This is a genomic window from Shewanella inventionis (assembly GCF_014641855.1).
GTDB lineage: Bacteria > Pseudomonadota > Gammaproteobacteria > Enterobacterales > Shewanellaceae > Shewanella > Shewanella inventionis.
On record NZ_BMII01000012.1, the window covers coordinates 24,202 to 42,130 of the forward strand.

The following is a 17,929-nucleotide window of genomic DNA, read 5'->3' on the forward strand; positions in this document are numbered from 1 at the left end:
ATCGGCGCAATCAAGGCTCTACTTGATGATGGTCAACAACTTGAGTCTCTTCAGTTAAGTTGCTCTCTGATTCTAATGTAAATGGTTGAATATTATCGGGCAGTTTACTCTCAATAATTTCAACAATGTTAGAACGATTCATAGTCACTTTAAAACGTGCATATTCAGGTTGCTGCTTGCCATCTCGTAATACTGCGACAAGGTTAACCTGATAGCGACGCTCAACCGACTCATTACTAATATTACCGTCTGACTCTTTATAAATTTTGGCTTTACCGCGCTCCAAATGACGAGCAAAAGGCACTAGGCTAAAGTTAACTTGCTCTTGTATTTGTGAATACCCCGCTTCAAATGGCTTGTTTGCAACCTTAGTCGCGATACGATAATGCAGTACAGTTGAGTCAACTTTATTTTGGCTATGACGCTGCTTCATGATCTCAGCAACTGTCTTAGGAATGTCTTGTGTACGCATAAACTCTAGCCAGACTAACTGTTTAGCCACGATTGCCTGAGTGGTCGTGTCGCGTAAAATACGACTCCAACGCGGACGACCTCTTTGAATAAAACGCCACATGGCATTACGAAAGTCTTCTTTAAAGATTTCCCTAAACCCGTAAATCACCGCAAGTGTTAATAATAACGTTAACGTAAGCCCATTAAAAAAGCCTTGAGCCTTAATAATTAATGCCGACACAACTAGCATCACCAAACCCGTTGCAAGGCCAGTGACAAACTTCTTTAAGCCTACGCCAAGCGGCTTTAACTCTTCTTTTAGCACAACGCCTTGTTGAATTAAGCGCCGTAACAGCAACATTTTATTGGATATCCGATTCGCATCCTGTTGAGTTTGCAACGAATTGTACTTACATACCTGTTCGCGGTAATGGTTTTCACTACGACATAAACTCAACACCTTGTCTCTCACCTCACTAAAATCAGCGCTACGAGGTGAATAGGCGAGCGTTTTAAGTAATTGTTGCTCGCAAAACCAAGACAGGTAGTTATCTGCATGCTCAAAATAAGACTTCCACTTGGGATCGCTAGGCTCATTACGACGAAACTTTTTGAGCAATTGAATCACCAAATCGGACAGTTCGTCTAAAGCAGGATAAAACTCGTTTGCATCACTTTTTTGGCGCAGTTCTTTACCGTCGGTTTCAATCGCAACAGCAAATTGATAGGCAAATAAATTAAGGTATAAGCGAAACTCTTCAAGGGTGCGTTTATTTAAACTGATAAAGCGAGATTGCACTAACGGCAGATGTAAACCTTTAGAATAATAAGACCGACGCCCAAGAATGCCACTATGATAATACTCTTCTTCATCGAGCGTGTGAGAACCTATTCCCATCTCTGTCGGTAAATAGAAATACAAATCAAAGGTACGCTGATCCCCTGGAGCCATTTGGTGACTAAATTTAATTGATAATGCTTCTTCTTGTTTTACTTTAACTTTTGCCACAGTTTTTTGTTTACTACCGTTTGAAATGTTCACTATGTTATGGATAGTAACCTAAAAGGCAATTAATTCAATATTACAGATGTCATGTCAGCTCAATTGACCTGACATGACCAAAGGCTGTTGCTGGACATAAAAGTCAACAACACACGAGAATGAGGCGAATCAACATGGCGGATTTGCACGTCAAGCAAAACAGGAGCATTAAGCTTAATACTCTGTTCGACATACGATAATTCATTAAGTAAATAAGGATGCAATCGACTATCATCTTGCCATTGCACTGAGTTAGCCTTAAGTGCTAATTGGTAACTTAATGCCCTTAAATCTCGCCTAGTCACCTTGCCTTGCATCACAATAAACTCTGTTACACCTGTGCCAGACTCAAGCAGATAATGCAAAGCGGCCTGTTGATGTTCAATATTAACGAGTAAGGTTAACTTATCAGGTATTGGGTGTTCACTATTGAATTGAGGAGCAGAAAAATAGCCATCTGCACTGCAACTTAACAGCCATACATCACTAGGTATAGCTAATTGCTCAATTGTTATTGCACCAGTGAACAGCAGCAACATCACCCCAATAACACTCGCTAACTTACCGCGCCTGGATTGTAAAAATCGACGTAGTCTTCTTCGCCATCGCCTTACGCGTAAAGGTAACTTAACCACAAATATTCACCTTATGCAGCCATGCCTGGGTAATAAAAGGCGAATGCATATCACTGACGCTAATTTTTACGTTTTTATAATGCCAATTGGTTTCAGTAAACTCAGTCAACAATAGGCTCACATAATGACGATCAGCAGAAATGGCAGCATCAATAGAATCCCAACGCACGTGATGACATAAACGCAGTTGGGTAGATAAGCATTCAGCATGCAACATCGCATCTTGAGGGGATTTACCATCATAAATCGATAGCTGAATGACTTTACCGCTGGCTGCAATAATTTGGCGCAAAACATCAGCTTTTGTAAACATTGGAGGGATGATATGCGACCATAAGAACAACAACAACGCGAGCAATGCGCCAATAATGATTCCGTATTGCCCCCATGATAATAATCGATTGGGTAACGCGAGGATATTAGGATGTTTGGTCTGATTGATAGGGTATAAAATAACACCCTGATCCGGAATATATTCAATTAAATTAAGGTGGCTGACACATAAATAATCGATGATATGATGAATAATGCTGGTTAATTCACCTTGAGTCAGTTGATGCGCCACTTGGCCTGATACAATGACGGTTTCTAACATAGTCAATGGCACAACCTGTCCACGATGCAGAACTAACTGAGTGAGCACCCAATATTCATTATCGTTTAAATGCCACTGAGTCGATCTCGTCTGATCCACCAACAAGCGTCGCTCATTATCAAACCAACAACATCCTATTTGCATGTCCTTTCTCAGCGTTGCTACTGATAAAAAAAGTATACTCCTAAAGCAATAGGCTTTTAGATAAATAACCTTAAAGAACCCAATAAAATAACAGTTCCGTGAACTTTGGCTCGAATAGCGCTTTTTTTTGAACCAGATATCAATGCACAAATGCAAATATAGCGAGCGCTAATACACTTATACTAGTCAAGAAAATAAGTGTTCAGAGATTGCGAAGGAACAATCGCTTAGATTAAGGCAGAAATTGCAGTAAGTTAGTTGTTCTACCCTCAACATTTCTAACGACGTTATTATTACAGGCATAAAAAAAGCTGGCTAAGCCAGCTTTCTACGCACATTCGCATCAACTAAAATGAGTAAAGCAGTGTCATGTTAGTTTCTGTGTCGGTGCTTTCTTTTGCGTCTAACGGATCGCTGTTGTAACGCACAATCACAGCAAACTTCATCGCCAGTGCACCAATAATATTTGCGGTTAATGATGTTTCAGAACGAGCATCTAATTTTTCACCCCAGTCAGCAACAAACTTTTGTTGAAACTTTGATGATTCGCCGACCTTAGTTTGAAAATCAACCACAGCATGCACTACCACGCTGCTGTCGCTGTCGTAACCTTCAGACACAGATAATTCATCGTCAAGTTGTTGATAAATATAACCAGGACCGGCCTCTGCTTTTAACGACATTCTGTCAGTATCAATAAAGCGATGACCATAACCGGCGGAGGTTGTAGAGGTAAAATCGTAACCGGTAAAAGGATCGACTTCGTAGTTAGTGTTAGCAAACAAATAGCTAATATCATCAATTTGATAATCACCTTGCACGCCTAAAAAATAGCGCTTTGCGGTGACTTCATCTGTGTCTTCTTTGTATAGCCCTTCAGCGACATATTGGTTTTCCCAATCACCTAGCTCTTGTTTTAAGGCTAAACGCGCTTTAAATGATGAGGTGTCAGTATTACCCGTTGTTAACGTTGCACCTAATTCAGCTTCACCAGCAAATGTGGCATCGCCTTCTACAAACTCACTTCCAGCATGTGCTGCAAATGGCATGGCCAGAGTAATAGCTGCAGTCAATAGCAGTTTCTTCATGTCATTTTGTCCTTTAATTACGATTTACAAAAACGTTAAGATGGCTACCTTATTAAAACTGCCTGCATTCTAACACTTAAGCAACTGTATTGAAAAAATTGTGACCAAAATCAACATTAAACAAAATACATTAACCCTGAACGTGTGATTAAATGCTCACTATGTTGGTCAATGAGTTAGCCCATTACAAACCAGTCTAGGCGATTAAGCTTTTGGTTTGCCAACGTCCACTACGCCAGCGCCATAGCATTGCCAAGCCTCTCACCCACTCGTCTAATGCTAAGGCAGCCCAAACACCTAATAAGCCAAACTCGAAATGAATACCCAGTAAATACGCACCCGGAACCGCAATACACCACATTGAGAACAAACCCATAAAAAACGGAAATTTAGCATCGCCACTGGCTCTTAAAGCATTTATCACAACAAGATTAAATGTCCGCCCAGGCTCCATCACTAAGGTCAAAATAAATAACTGGCCAACCAGCAAAGCAATGTCTTTTTCATCCGTAAATAAGCCCACAAGATTTGGGCCCCATATCGCCACGAATAACGCGACGACAGTGGTTACAATTAAGCCCAATTTTAATGCGCGATACATTTGATGCTCAGCAGCTTTTAGCTTTTTAGCGCCCACCATATGGCCAATAATAATTTCGTTGCCAATACCAATAGACAAACCAAACAATAAAATGAACATACAGATTTGAAAATACAATGACTGTGCAGCCAGTGCTTTGTCGCCCATTAGGCCAACAAAAGACGTCACCACCATAAATTGCAGCATCCAAGACACGTTTTCGCCTGCTGCGGGTAAACCAATATGGAACACTTTTTTTAGCATCTTAAGTTCTGGGCGTACAATACTCGGAATGTGTATCTTTATCCCAGTGTAACGCACAAACAAAATCGCCATAATCGTCATGCCAACCAGGCGCCCTGCAACGGTACTAATGGCAATACCGGCAACCCCCATTTGAGGAATGCCAAACCAGCCGTAAAGCAATAACAAATTACCCACAAAAGTAATCACGTTCATCGACAACGTGACCCACATGGCTTGCTGAGTAAAACCATGCGCTCGCATGCCTGCGGCTAAACACATTGCCATCGCTTCAGGAATAAGGCACAAACCAACAATTTGCAGATAAAGTTTACCATCAGCCATTAATTCTGCTGGTAAGTTCATCAAGTTAAGTATTAAGGTTGACCCGGTTAAAATACCTGTGGCGGCCACTAATCCCACCAAAAAGTTAAACCCAATTGAAGAATACACCACCGAACTTGCAGCAGATTTATTTTGCGAGCCTAAATATTGAGTAATCACCACACTTGCGCCGATACTGACGAAACTAAATAACGTAATAGCCAGTTCAAACACCATATTCCCAACCGATAAGGCGGCAACCCCTTGGTATGACACATGGCTGATCATAAAGGTGTTAATGGCTGCGGTTAAAAAATGCAGGGCAAAATCAACGAATAACGGCCAAGTCAATGAAAATAGAGATAAAGGCTTGTCTGAATTGGAATGCATTACGTGTTCTACTGTGAAATTAAAATTGCGATTAAAATAGGGTTATATCAATAAAACATGACATTTTAAGGGCGCAGATCATGCGTGATGACGTTTAAAAAAACAACATTTTTCGTAATTTATTTACAAAAAAAATGGCCTGCTAAAATCAGCAGGCCATTTGATAATAAAATGCGTTAGCTTGGTTTACATGATTTTTGGATCAAGCTCACCCGATTGATACGCTTTATACATTGCTTGCAAAGACTTAGGCTTAATTTTTGATGCCATACCCGCACAGCCAAAGGCTTCATAACGAGTAGTACAAATATCAGCCATCGCTTCCATTGATGCTTTTAAGAATTTACGTGGATCAAATTCAGCTGGGTTTTCCGCTAAAAATTTACGAATGGCACCCGTTGAGGCTAAACGTAAATCAGTGTCGATATTCACTTTGCGAACGCCGTGTTTAATGCCTTCAACGATTTCTTCTAATGGAACACCGTAAGTTTCAGGAATTGCACCACCATATTGGTTAATGATTTGTAGCCATTCTTGCGGAACTGATGATGAGCCGTGCATAACCAAATGCGTATTAGGGATACGAGCATGGATCTCTTTAATACGATCGATACGTAATACATCACCAGTCGGTTTACGGCTAAACTTGTACGCACCATGGCTAGTACCAATGGCAATAGCTAATGCATCAACATGGGTATCTGCAACAAAACGAGCAGCTTCTTCTGGCGTAGTGAGCAATTGATCATGGCTTAGCACACCTTCTGCGCCCACACCGTCTTCTTCACCTGCCATACCCGTTTCTAAACTGCCTAAACAACCAATTTCACCTTCAACAGACACACCACAAGCGTGTGCGAATGCAACAGTGCGACGTGTCACATCGACGTTATATTCATAAGATGCAGGTGTTTTACCATCAGACATTAATGAGCCATCCATCATAACTGATGACATGCCTAACTGAATTGAACGCTGACAAATATCAGGATCGGTGCCGTGGTCTTGGTGAATACACACAGGAATATCTGGATACTGCTCAAGTGCAGCAGCCATCAAATATTTTAAAAACTGTGGGCGAGCATATTTACGTGCACCAGCAGATGCTTGCACAATAACAGGGCTGTCTGTTGCTTCAGCCGCTTGCATAATTGCGCGCATTTGTTCAAGGTTATTCACGTTAAATGCAGGGACGCCATAACCATGCTCAGCAGCATGATCAAGCAATTGTCGTAGAGAGATAAGAGCCATTTTGTTCTCCATTAATAGGGTGATTACTCACCTAGGTCGCTATCGTTTGGACGGATTTTTAACGCTGATATAAGTTTATTCCATTAGCTTATAACAGCGTATTTTTATAATTATCTTATTTATAATATAAGTTATTCGTAGTCTAAGCGCCACGTTTTTCAAGCATTGCTACTGCCGGTAATTCTTTACCTTCTAAAAACTCAAGGAAAGCACCACCACCAGTAGAGATGTAAGACACTTTGTCAGCAATATTATATTTATCTACCGCAGCTAGCGTGTCGCCGCCACCAGCAATAGAAAATGCTTTAGACTCTGCAATTGCTTGCGCAATGCGTTTAGTGCCTTCACCAAATTGATCAAACTCGAATACGCCCACTGGGCCATTCCAGACTATCGTACCGGCTTGCTCAATTATTTTTGCCAGTGCTTCTGCGCTATCTGGGCCAATATCAAAAATCATATCGCCGTCAGTCACATCCGCTACTGATTTAAGCGTTGCCGCAGCGGTTGGACTAAACTCACTTGCCACAACCACATCTGTGGGTACCGGAATATCACCACCACGGCTTTTAGCATTTGCCACAAGACGCTTTGCTTCTTCAACTAAGTCGGCTTCATATAATGACTTACCCACTTTAAAACCTGCTGCTGCGATAAAAGTATTGGCAATACCACCACCCACAACAAGCTGATCTACCTTAGTTGATAGACTTTCAAGTACAGTTAACTTAGTTGATACTTTTGAACCACCCACAATCGCCACCATTGGGCGAGCTGGGTTATCAAGCGCCTTACCTAATGCATCAAGCTCTTGCGCCAACAACGGACCTGCACAGGCAACAGGTGCATACACACCCACGCCGTGAGTAGAGGCTTGAGCACGATGTGCCGTACCAAATGCGTCCATTACATAAACGTCACACAACGCAGCCATCTTTTTAGACAGCGCTTCATCGTTTTTACCTTCGCCTACATTAAAACGAACGTTTTCAAATACGACAACTTCACCAACCTTAACATCAACACCATCAAGGTAATCGCTGACTAAACGCACTGAACAATCTAGCGCATTAGCCAAATAATCGACAACAGGTTGCATTGAATACTCAGCATTAAACTCGCCTTCAGTTGGGCGACCTAAATGCGACATTACCATCACGGCAGCGCCTTTTTTCAATGCAAGTTGGATCGTTGGAAGGGAGGCGCGTAAACGTGCATCACTGGTGACAACGCCGTCGCTGACAGGCACGTTTAAATCTTCACGAATAAGCACACGCTTATTTTGTAGATCTAAATCTGTCATGTTAATAATTGCCATAATTAGCATTTCCTTTTTAAGTTAAAAACAAATCTTTTTATCGAGCTAGATGCCTGTAATAAGCAAAATGCCTAACACTCACCAACTCATGTAACCGGCATATTGCCCATTACGAAAATCATTTGACCTTATTGGTCGGCTTGCTTGGCCTGGATCATGGCCAAACTGGTATCTAACATGCGGTTAGCAAAACCCCATTCGTTGTCGCACCATAATAATAATTTGACCAAATGGCCGGCGCTAACTCGAGTTTGGGTACCATCAACAATACTTGAGCGTGGATCGTGGTTAAAGTCACACGACACCAACGGCTCGTCAGTATAACCTAAAATACCATTAAAACTGCCGTTTGACGCACGTTGTAATACATTGTTGATTTGTTCAATATCGACTTTTTTATTAAGGGTGACAGATAAGTCTATCGCGGTCACATTGATAGTCGGTACGCGCACAGAAATTGCTTCAAATTTATCTTTCATGTGCGGCAAAATGCGCTCAATTCCTCGGGCCAATTTAGTATCAACAGGAATAATAGACTGCCCAGCAGCACGAGTTCGGCGCAAGTCATCATGGTAAGCATCAATTACCTGTTGATCGTTCATCGCAGAGTGGATAGTGGTAATTGCACCACTTTTAACCTCAAAATGCCTGTCGAGCACATCAATAACAGGCACAATACAGTTAGTTGTGCATGACGCATTTGAAACGATTGTGTGATCAGGGCGCAATAAATCATGATTAACGCCATACACTATGGTGCCATCAACATCGGCAGATGAAGGGTGACTAATCAAGACTTGCTTAGCACCAGCGAAAATATGCGCCTCACATGCTTGTCGCTCAATTAAACTGCCCGTAGCCTCATACACAATATCAATATCAAGATCGCTCCAGGGTAATAAACTGGCATCGGCTTGATTAAGTAATTGGATACTGTCGTCGCCAATCAGTAACTTATCACCATTAAGTTTAACGGTATGATTAAAACGACCATGGGTGGTGTCATATTGCGTAAGGTGACAAATGGCTTCAGGCTTTGCCAACTCATTAATGGCCACAATCTGAATTTGCTGACGTTTTCCTGACTCGTACAATGCACGAAGAATTGAGCGGCCAATCCGGCCATAACCATTAATTGCAACTCGAATCATTTAGGGTCCAGAGTAATTAATCTAAGCACGTGTGTAGCTACTGCAAAAATAGCAATAAGCACTTGATTTACTATATAAAATTACGTGAAATTACAGGCATAAAAAAACGACCTACAATTGCATTGCAGGTCGTCATTATACAGATTAAACACCTAATAGATAAGTGTTTATCGCCAAGCTATTATCCTAAAGACTGGACAGTTTTTACTACATTATCAACAGTGAAGCCGAAATGTTTAAGCAAATCACCACCAGGGGCTGACTCACCAAAAGTAGTCATACCCACTACGCCGCCTTCAAATCCAACATACTTGTACCAAAAATCGGTATGAGCTGCTTCGATTGCAACGCGTTTAGTCACAGCTTTTGGTAATACAGACTCTTTATAAGCTGCATCTTGCTTGTCAAATTCAGTGGTCGATGGCATTGAAACCACACGCACTTTTTGACCAAGTTTAGTAAGTTCTGCAGCAGAGTCCATTGCTAATTGCACTTCGCTACCGGTAGCAATCAAAATCACTTCAGCGGTGCCTTCACAATCAGATAAAACATAACCACCTTTGGCAACGTTAGCTAATTGCTCAGCAGTACGCGCTTGTGCTTTAAGGCCCTGACGGCTAAAAATTAACGATGTTGGAGCATCACGGCGCTCAATTGCCGCTTTCCAAGATACCGCGGTTTCAGCCGCATCACATGGACGCCATACAGCCATTTTTGGCGTTAAGCGTAAGTTAGCAAGTTGCTCAACAGGTTGGTGTGTTGGGCCGTCTTCGCCTTGACCGATTGAGTCATGGGTGTAAACGAAAATGTTTTGAATACCCATTAATGCAGACATACGTACCGCATTACGAGCGTATTCCATAAACATCATGAACGTCGCGCCATAGTTAATAAAGCCACCATGCAAAGACGCACCGTTCATGATCCCGCTCATGCCAAACTCACGTACACCGTAATAGATGTAGTTACCAGCAGGATCGTCTTGAATACCTTTTGAACCAGACCAAAGCGTTAAGTTTGAACCCGCTAAGTCGGCGCTACCACCAAGTAACTCTGGCAACATAGCACCAAAGAAACCAATGGCGTTTTGTGATGCTTTACGGCTGGCAATACCTTCCGCTTTGTCTTGACACTCTTGGATATACGCTTGCGCTTTTGCTTCAAAGTCAGCAGGTAAATCACCTTTTAATACACGACGTTCGTATTCTGCGGCAAGCTCAGGAAATGCTGCTTGGTACGCCGCAAACTTGTCATTCCATGATGACTCGTTAGCAGCACCTTTTTGCTTAGCATCCCAACCTGCATAAACGTCAGACGGAATATCAAACGGCGCATGCGGCCAGTTTAAAAACTCGCGAGCGGCTGCAATTTCAGCATCACCTAATGGCGCACCGTGACAGTCATGACTACCAGACTTATTTGGTGAACCAAAACCAATAATGGTTTTGCAGCAAATCATTGATGGCTTGTCAGTCACTGACTTAGCTTCTTCAATGGCGGCACGGATTGCATCTGGGTTATGACCATCAACACCGGCAATCACATGCCAGCCGTATGATTCAAAACGCTTAGGCGTATCGTCGGTAAACCAACCTTCAACATGGCCATCGATAGAAATACCGTTGTCATCCCAAAATGCCACTAACTTACCTAGGCCTAAAGTGCCAGCTAATGAACAGGCTTCGTGAGAAATACCTTCCATTAAACAGCCATCGCCTAAGAAGCAATAAGTGTAGTGATCAACAATATCAAAACCTGGGCGGTTAAATTGTGCTGCTAAGGTTTTTTCAGCAATCGCCATACCTACAGCGTTACTGATCCCAGCACCTAATGGACCAGTGGTGGTTTCAACACCTGGTGTATAACCATACTCTGGGTGACCTGGCGTTTTTGAATGTAATTGACGGAATTGCTTTAGCTCTTCAATAGGTAATTCATAACCCGATAAATGCAGTAAAGAGTAGATAAGCATTGAACCGTGACCGTTTGATAAAATGAAACGATCGCGATCAGCCCACTTTGGGTTATTCGGGTTATGCTTTAGAAAATCATTCCATAGCACTTCAGCGATATCAGCCATACCCATTGGGGCACCTGGATGACCAGAATTAGCTTTTTGAACGGCATCCATACTAAGGGCGCGAATGGCATTAGCGAGTACTTTACGAGAAGACATGCTCTCTCCTGCTTGTTTGTGAGATCTAACGGCAATTGTGGATAGGCATTTTCCCCTACTAGGCGATAGGACGCAAATTAAAATTTTTCCGATTACTTTATAAAGCGTCATTTTTGCTAACAAGATCCATTAGCGCGCACATTTACCATAAATAGTTTGGCTTTATTTGTTGAATAACCACTTTTTCTATCTTCTTACTTGCAGTAATGATTTATTGACACTCAATAAAAAATCACCACAAACGCATTAAAGTGTGTGCTTTTATCTCAATAAAAAATGAACAAAACAAACAAAAATATTGTTCAAATTTGGCCAACACGCCCAGTGATAAATTAGATAAAAAATACAATAACTACTTAATAGTCATGATATTAACTGGTCATACAGCTAAACAAGGCTCGACACTGACAAAAATATTTCTGAACTAATGCACAATTATTAACTTAAATTCGTATTGGGGGGTGTTATCGAATTCGATTTCGACTAAAATAGACGTCTAGACGTATATTCAAATGCAACCAACGAGATTTTCCAATTATGGCAAAGCACTTGTTTACCTCTGAGTCGGTCTCAGAAGGTCATCCAGATAAAATCGCCGATCAGATTTCTGATGCGGTATTAGACGCAATCCTTGAGCAAGATCCAAAAGCTCGTGTTGCGTGCGAAACATATGTCAAAACAGGCATGGTATTAGTTGGCGGTGAAGTCACCACTTCTGCTTGGGTCGATATTGAAGAAATTACCCGTAAAACCGTACGTGAGATTGGCTATACCCATTCAGATATGGGATTTGATGCTGATTCATGCGCTGTATTAAACGCAATTGGTAAGCAATCTCCAGACATTAACCAAGGTGTTGACCGCGCAGATCCAGCAGAGCAAGGCGCAGGCGATCAGGGTTTAATGTTTGGTTATGCCAGCAATGAAACCGACGTATTAATGCCAGCACCTATTACTTATGCTCACAAATTAGTGAAACGTCAGTCAGAAGTGCGCAAAGACGGCACATTACCTTGGTTACGCCCAGATGCAAAAAGCCAAGTTACCTTTGCATACGATGAAGGCAAAATTATCGGTATTGATGCCATTGTGTTATCAACTCAACACCGTGAAGACGTCACTCAATCTGATTTGATTGAAGCCGTAATGGAAACCATCATTAAGCCAGTGCTACCTGCACAGTGGTTAAATAAAGACACAAAATACTTTATTAACCCTACCGGCCGCTTTGTGATTGGCGGCCCTGTTGGTGATTGCGGTCTAACGGGTCGTAAAATCATTGTAGACACCTACGGCGGTATGGCGCGTCACGGCGGCGGTGCCTTCTCTGGTAAAGACCCATCAAAAGTTGACCGCAGCGCAGCATATGCAGCCCGCTATGTAGCTAAAAACATTGTTGCCGCAGGTCTTGCTGATCGCTGTGAGCTTCAAGTGTCTTACGCTATTGGCGTAGCAGAGCCAACCTCTATCAGTATTGAAACCTTTGGTACTGGTAAAGTGTCTGAAGAAGTATTAATTAAATTAGTACGTCAACACTTCGAACTTCGCCCATACGGGTTAACAGCAATGCTAGATTTGGCCCGTCCAATCTACCAGCAAACAGCCGCATATGGTCACTTTGGTCGCGATGCGTTCCCATGGGAAGCAACAGACAAAGCTGAAGCATTACGTGCAGACGCAGGTTTATAATAAACCTTCCGTCTTTTACCAAAAAACCGCCTTATGGCGGTTTTTTGTTAGCATTAGAACACTCAATATTATGATATACATACGCTGGGTAGACACTAACTTACCCACTCAATATGAACAACATGCTACTTCACTGCAGCAAAAAAAGCAGTGGTCGGCAGTTAAGTTGTTTTACCGCCAACACATGGCTTATGCCAGAGTCTCACTCAAAGAGTCTGTTGCCGTTATTTATCAGCATAAAGCCACAACATTCAACACTCAAAGTCAGCTGGCAGACCAGCACAATATGGCAGATTCAACTGTAATATCAGACACTGAAGTTACAAAAACTGGTAACATCATTGCCGCAGTTAGAATAAAACATCTGGGTCAATATCAATTGATTAGTGGCTTACTTGTCGCACCAGAACAACGCAGAAAAGCCCTTGCAACAAAACTACTTAACTTTATAGCTCCTGCATTGACACCACAAAAATGCTTTTTATTTACCAATATCAGCCTGCAGCGACTGTATCAGCAACAGCAATTTCAATTAGTGAGCCAGCAAAATATGGCAAATCTACCCGCTGAGATTGCTCAACTTCACCAGCGCTACCACAACGATGATCGCCCACTGATTGTGATGCAATTACAATGTCCAAGCGATATCGCTTAACAGTGATCAAAATGCGCGCTTTCTACGCACATAAATCCAACTTGTTGCATCGTCATCACAGGAATAGAAACAGGTATTATCGATGCCATGTCGATTTGTTCTACATCTGTAAATAAACTAATCGATGCAGAATAGGCGCGCGTTAATCCACAAAATATCCATTGATTATTCCAGCAGACAAAATAACTACTGGCCATAACATTACAAGATCCTGGCGGCTGCACCTTTGCCTCGACACATTGGTAAGTTTCATTGGCATCAGACAACACAGCAACAACAAGTTTAATGTTATCAAATGCCGACAAAGTCAGTGTTAAGTAAGGCCTAAAAAGCGCATCAAAACCAGTTACCATCAAACACTCCTTACCACAATTATCCAGAACAATATCCTATAACACCCAAAGCTGGCTATGTTTGAGACACCAGTAACTTATAGTCGCGTTGCTCGAAACAAAAATGCTCAATAAGGTACATACCTGCTTTGTTTTTATGTGCAGCCAATGAACGCAGGTTATCGGCCGCAATGTAGGTCACTATAAATGGATAACGCTCTTTTAAAACCAATTTAAGCTCGTTAACCAAGGCTTCAAAAATACCTTTACCGCGATATGATTGACTAATCCACACAGGCCCATACTGGCAAGTATTGGTTGTTGATAACGATTGGCCATCAAAATCAGCAAATTTAATGCGCTGAATAATATAACGATACAAAGGTTGCGAGGCAAAAAAGGCCCATTTGGCAGCAATAACGTAACCGACAATCTCACCTTGATGTTCGGCAACGATTATCCAGTGCTGATTAATGAGTTGCTTAACTTCACCAACCGTCATTGGGTGAGCATGCAAATCACTGTGTCGGCCGCTGAGTTCGTCTGTAACATGAACACGTTCTAAAAAAGCAATGTCACTACTATCAGATAATACGGCTTTACGAATAATAAAAGACAATGATTATTCCTTTGAATTGTCTGAAGATGTTTGCTTTTGAGCCCACTCAATAACAAGTGCAACAGGTAATGGCGACATAATTAACGTACCAATACCAATGAGTAATGCAATCACCAACATACCACTGACCTGCTGTCCAAACGTGGTATTAAGGTATAAATACACGCCCACCAATAACATGATGATGCCAATTAGGTGTAACATTTTAAGTATTTTTAACATTGCAGTACTCATCAAGGGGTTAGATATTGTCGTTAAACAAACAAATAATCCATTATCCATCTTATTGTAAAAAACAAATAGTATAACGCTTTTAATTATGCACGCGTTAAGCGCTGTGCGCACAAGGCTAACTCATTTGCTTAACGCTATCGTTACTAATGGGCATAACACGCCAAAGTGTCAGTATAACATTCCACTTTTGAATTGAATTTTTATTCATAAAATCTGATTCTTTCTTGACTTAACAAGGAGATCTATTCAAAATGTGCAAGTTTTTTGAATAACAACTATAAGATGAAATATCATTATGCCAGCGACAAAAAATCAGGATGAGCTCGTCAAAACTTTTAAAGCGATTCTAAAAGAAGAGCGTTTTGGAAGCCAAAGCGAGATTGTTAATGCGCTACAAGCCGAAGGATTCGGTAATATCAATCAATCAAAAGTGTCTCGTATGCTTAGCAAATTTGGCGCGGTACGTACACGCAACGCTAAACAAGAGATGGTTTACTGTCTTCCCGCTGAGCTCGGTGTGCCAACTGCCGGTAGCCCATTAAAGAACTTAGTGCTCGACGTTGACCATAACCAGGCAATGATAGTGGTAAGAACCAGCCCAGGAGCTGCACAACTTATCGCCCGCTTGCTCGATTCTATAGGTAAACCTGAAGGCATTTTAGGCACGATTGCAGGTGATGACACGATTTTCATCTGCCCTGCCAGTATCAAAACCATTGATGATACATTAGAAACAGTTAAATCATTATTCAATTATAGCGAATAAAAATTCAAAACATTGAGCAACTCTCTCAATGTTGCAACATGAATTATCAAAAAAGCAATGCAATGGCATTGCTTTTTTGATCTCTTACTCTATCTACGCATCGTCAAATTGAGTTAAAAAATCAAGAGACGGCACAAAGAAAGACGAACCGGTTAATGCTTTAGTAAATAGCATCAAATGATCATGATTACCGTGTGCATCACCGTGCACCATACTACGCAACATTTTTTCAAAATGCTCTGGTGTACGACATACCGAAATAAACACCAACCCCTGCTCTTTTACCGACCCGTAAGGCATACTTTGGCGCAATATCTCTAACGATTTGCCTTGCTCATCTTTCAAGTTTACCCGTTTAGTGTGGCTTGTTAGCGGTTTATCTTCCGAGTTATATTCAATATCGTCAACCTTGGTTCGGCCGTAAATATCTTCTTGCTTTTTAAGAGGTAATCTATGCCACTTGCTCAGATTATGCTTATACTTTTGCACATGCACATAACTGCCAGAGGTAAACTCGGGGTCTTCATTACCCACTAATGCCACTTCTTGACGATGACGCCCTTTTGGGTTTTCAGTACCATCAACAAAACCGGTTAAGTCCCGACTGTCCATAAAACGGAAACCTCGTTCTTCATCAACCAATTCAACCAAGTCTTCAAACATCTGGTTAATTTCATTGGCCACTAAATGCAAAATATCGTAACGGTCACAACGGATATGAACAAAAATATCATATTCCATTGCGGGTGCATCTCTATTTCCCTCATTCATAGCAGGAAAAGGCTTTAACAGTGCTGGACGAGCTTCAGGGTAAAATGTATCCCAAAAGTTAGCACCAATTCCAACAAAACCATTAAAAGCACTGTCAGCATACTGATCGGTGAGTTCGTAAATATACTGCGCAACATTAGCAATCGATGGGCGTAGCTGCTCTTCAACGCCATCGATGGCATTAAACATCAAGTACACACTGTGTAAATTCCCTTCTGCGCAAATTCCTAACTGTTCACGAGGCATAACTTGGTTACCCATATATACTCACCTACCTTAATACTGTTTGTCGGCCTAAATGCTTATAACTTAACAAATTGATGATATTAGATTTGGTATTAATAAGCCAAATCACTTTAGCTTAAATGACGGCAAATTACTTGAAGAGTACTCACATTTATATTGATTAGCTAAATCCCCTATAAGTTCAGCATAAATTAATCACTAAAAACCACCAATGGATGTTCAACCACAGTCAGCGAGACTCGTTGCCCAGGAGTAAAGTTCATAACAGGGCTACTTACTTCTAAATTAACCCCGTTTTGATTGACTTTATAATGACATACCGTACCTAAAAATCGCCTATCGATAATCTTGGCCTCACCTTGATCATCGGCTTGCAACACCATTTGTTGCGGCCTTAATAGTAATTGTCCTGTTGCCCCCACAGCTTGATCTAATTCACAGCTACTCGTTAACGTCCCGAGCGGGCTTTCTAGCTGCAAGTGACTTTTAATGGTCACAGCAATATAGTTTGTGGTCCCAAGAAAGTCAGCAACATAACGACTACTAGGCTTGGCATATAAAGTCTCAGCATTACCATGCTGAACAATTTTGCCTTGTTCGAATAACGCCAGTTTATCGGCAAACACAAACGCTTCATCTTTGCTGTGAGTCACAAAAACAGCGCTGACATTACGTTGTTTTAAGATACTGCGGATCTCTAGCATCATCTCATGCCTCACTTGGGCATCGATATTTGAAAACGGCTCATCAAGCAGCATCAACTCAGGTTTATATGCCAGTGCTCTGGCAATGGATACGCGTTGCTGTTGGCCACCAGAAAGTTCATGGGGATAACGCTCAGACAAACCAACGAGTTTTACCAATTCAAGCATTTCATTAAGCCGAGTTTGACGCGCTGAGCGATCGAGCCCTTTAACACCAAATAAAATATTTTCGCCAACGGTTAGATGAGGAAATAATGCGTAGTCTTGAAAAATCATGCCTACACCACGCTGTTCACTGGCGACAAAAATACTGTCACCACTTAGCGCCTGGCCATTAATGCTGATACAGCCCTGGCTAATACCTTGCAAACCAGCAATGGCTTTTAACAATGTCGTTTTACCACAACCGCTTGGACCTAATAAGGCAACAATTTCACCTTGCTGCAGCGTTAAACTTAACTGATTAAGTATCACATGGCCTTGATAATCGCTGCTGACATTACTAATGGTTAACGTAGACATC

The 17,929-nt window shown here is 41.6% G+C and carries 17 protein-coding genes; 3 read left to right on the forward strand and 14 right to left on the reverse strand.

Annotation, left to right across the window (positions count from 1 at the left end; genetic code table 11):
- Nucleotides 1-10 precede the first annotated feature (10 nt).
- From IEW93_RS08285 to tkt, 9 genes are all read right to left on the reverse strand, one after another.
- On the reverse strand, nt 11-1,462 hold the full coding sequence (locus tag IEW93_RS08285; RefSeq protein WP_188738836.1) for a hypothetical protein: 1,452 nt from the start codon (nt 1,460-1,462) through the stop codon (nt 11-13).
- 92 nt (nt 1,463-1,554) lie between these two features.
- Nucleotides 1,555-2,130 (reverse strand): hypothetical protein, encoded by a 576-nt coding sequence (locus IEW93_RS08290; RefSeq protein ID WP_188738838.1) that lies wholly within the window; start codon nt 2,128-2,130, stop codon nt 1,555-1,557.
- Entirely contained in the window at nt 2,123-2,824 is a 702-nt protein-coding gene (locus IEW93_RS08295; RefSeq protein WP_188738840.1) for a hypothetical protein, read from the reverse strand. Before IEW93_RS08295 ends, IEW93_RS08290 begins: the two co-directional genes overlap by 8 nt.
- Nucleotides 2,825-3,216: 392 nt before the next feature.
- Nucleotides 3,217-3,957: a DUF481 domain-containing protein gene (locus tag IEW93_RS08300; protein ID WP_188738842.1), complete on the reverse strand. Its 741-nt coding sequence runs from the start codon at nt 3,955-3,957 to the stop codon at nt 3,217-3,219.
- A 196-nt stretch (nt 3,958-4,153) separates the two neighbouring features.
- Nucleotides 4,154-5,494 (reverse strand): MATE family efflux transporter, encoded by a 1,341-nt coding sequence (locus IEW93_RS08305; protein WP_188738844.1) that lies wholly within the window; start codon nt 5,492-5,494, stop codon nt 4,154-4,156.
- A 186-nt stretch (nt 5,495-5,680) separates the two neighbouring features.
- Nucleotides 5,681-6,745: a class II fructose-bisphosphate aldolase gene (fba, locus tag IEW93_RS08310; protein ID WP_188738846.1), complete on the reverse strand. Its 1,065-nt coding sequence runs from the start codon at nt 6,743-6,745 to the stop codon at nt 5,681-5,683.
- A gap of 142 nt (nt 6,746-6,887) precedes the next feature.
- A complete protein-coding gene (locus IEW93_RS08315; RefSeq protein ID WP_188738848.1) occupies nt 6,888-8,063 on the reverse strand; it encodes a phosphoglycerate kinase in 1,176 nt (391 codons plus the stop codon).
- Between the two features lie 128 nt (nt 8,064-8,191).
- Nucleotides 8,192-9,214, reverse strand: coding sequence for an erythrose-4-phosphate dehydrogenase (epd, locus tag IEW93_RS08320; RefSeq protein WP_188738850.1), 1,023 nt, complete (start codon nt 9,212-9,214; stop codon nt 8,192-8,194).
- Between the two features lie 181 nt (nt 9,215-9,395).
- Complete coding sequence (gene tkt, locus IEW93_RS08325) at nt 9,396-11,390, reverse strand: transketolase (protein ID WP_188738852.1); 1,995 nt, start codon at nt 11,388-11,390, stop codon at nt 9,396-9,398.
- A 537-nt stretch (nt 11,391-11,927) separates the two neighbouring features.
- Here tkt and metK point away from each other — a divergent pair.
- Nucleotides 11,928-13,079: a methionine adenosyltransferase gene (metK, locus tag IEW93_RS08330; protein ID WP_188738854.1), complete on the forward strand. Its 1,152-nt coding sequence runs from the start codon at nt 11,928-11,930 to the stop codon at nt 13,077-13,079.
- A gap of 70 nt (nt 13,080-13,149) precedes the next feature.
- Nucleotides 13,150-13,734, forward strand: a complete 585-nt coding sequence (locus IEW93_RS08335) for a GNAT family N-acetyltransferase (RefSeq protein WP_188738856.1) — start codon at nt 13,150-13,152, stop codon at nt 13,732-13,734.
- On the opposite strand, the gene IEW93_RS08340 is transcribed toward IEW93_RS08335, so the two are convergent.
- The 3 genes from IEW93_RS08340 to IEW93_RS08350 are packed head-to-tail and all read right to left on the reverse strand — an operon-like array spanning nt 13,731 to nt 14,907.
- Nucleotides 13,731-14,087, reverse strand: coding sequence for a hypothetical protein (locus tag IEW93_RS08340; protein WP_188738859.1), 357 nt, complete (start codon nt 14,085-14,087; stop codon nt 13,731-13,733). The genes IEW93_RS08335 and IEW93_RS08340 overlap by 4 nt on opposite strands.
- A 55-nt stretch (nt 14,088-14,142) precedes the next feature.
- Nucleotides 14,143-14,685, reverse strand: coding sequence for a GNAT family N-acetyltransferase (locus IEW93_RS08345; protein WP_188738861.1), 543 nt, complete (start codon nt 14,683-14,685; stop codon nt 14,143-14,145).
- Between the two features lie 3 nt (nt 14,686-14,688).
- The gene (locus IEW93_RS08350; protein ID WP_188738863.1) at nt 14,689-14,907 is read right to left on the reverse strand and encodes a hypothetical protein; all 219 of its coding nucleotides are present in this window, start codon (nt 14,905-14,907) and stop codon (nt 14,689-14,691) included.
- Between the two features lie 307 nt (nt 14,908-15,214).
- Between IEW93_RS08350 and argR the strand changes: the two genes are divergently transcribed.
- Nucleotides 15,215-15,685 (forward strand): transcriptional regulator ArgR, encoded by a 471-nt coding sequence (gene argR, locus IEW93_RS08355; protein ID WP_188738865.1) that lies wholly within the window; start codon nt 15,215-15,217, stop codon nt 15,683-15,685.
- 93 nt (nt 15,686-15,778) lie between these two features.
- Here the strand turns inward: argR and IEW93_RS08360 are convergent, their stop codons facing one another.
- Nucleotides 15,779-16,717 carry a Dyp-type peroxidase gene (locus IEW93_RS08360; RefSeq protein ID WP_188738867.1) on the reverse strand — a complete coding sequence of 313 codons (939 nt, stop codon included), beginning with the start codon at nt 16,715-16,717 and terminating at the stop codon, nt 15,779-15,781.
- Nucleotides 16,718-16,893: 176 nt separating this feature from the next.
- Nucleotides 16,894-17,928, reverse strand: coding sequence for an ABC transporter ATP-binding protein (locus tag IEW93_RS08365; RefSeq protein ID WP_188738869.1), 1,035 nt, complete (start codon nt 17,926-17,928; stop codon nt 16,894-16,896).
- Between the last annotated feature and the right edge of the window lies 1 nt (nt 17,929).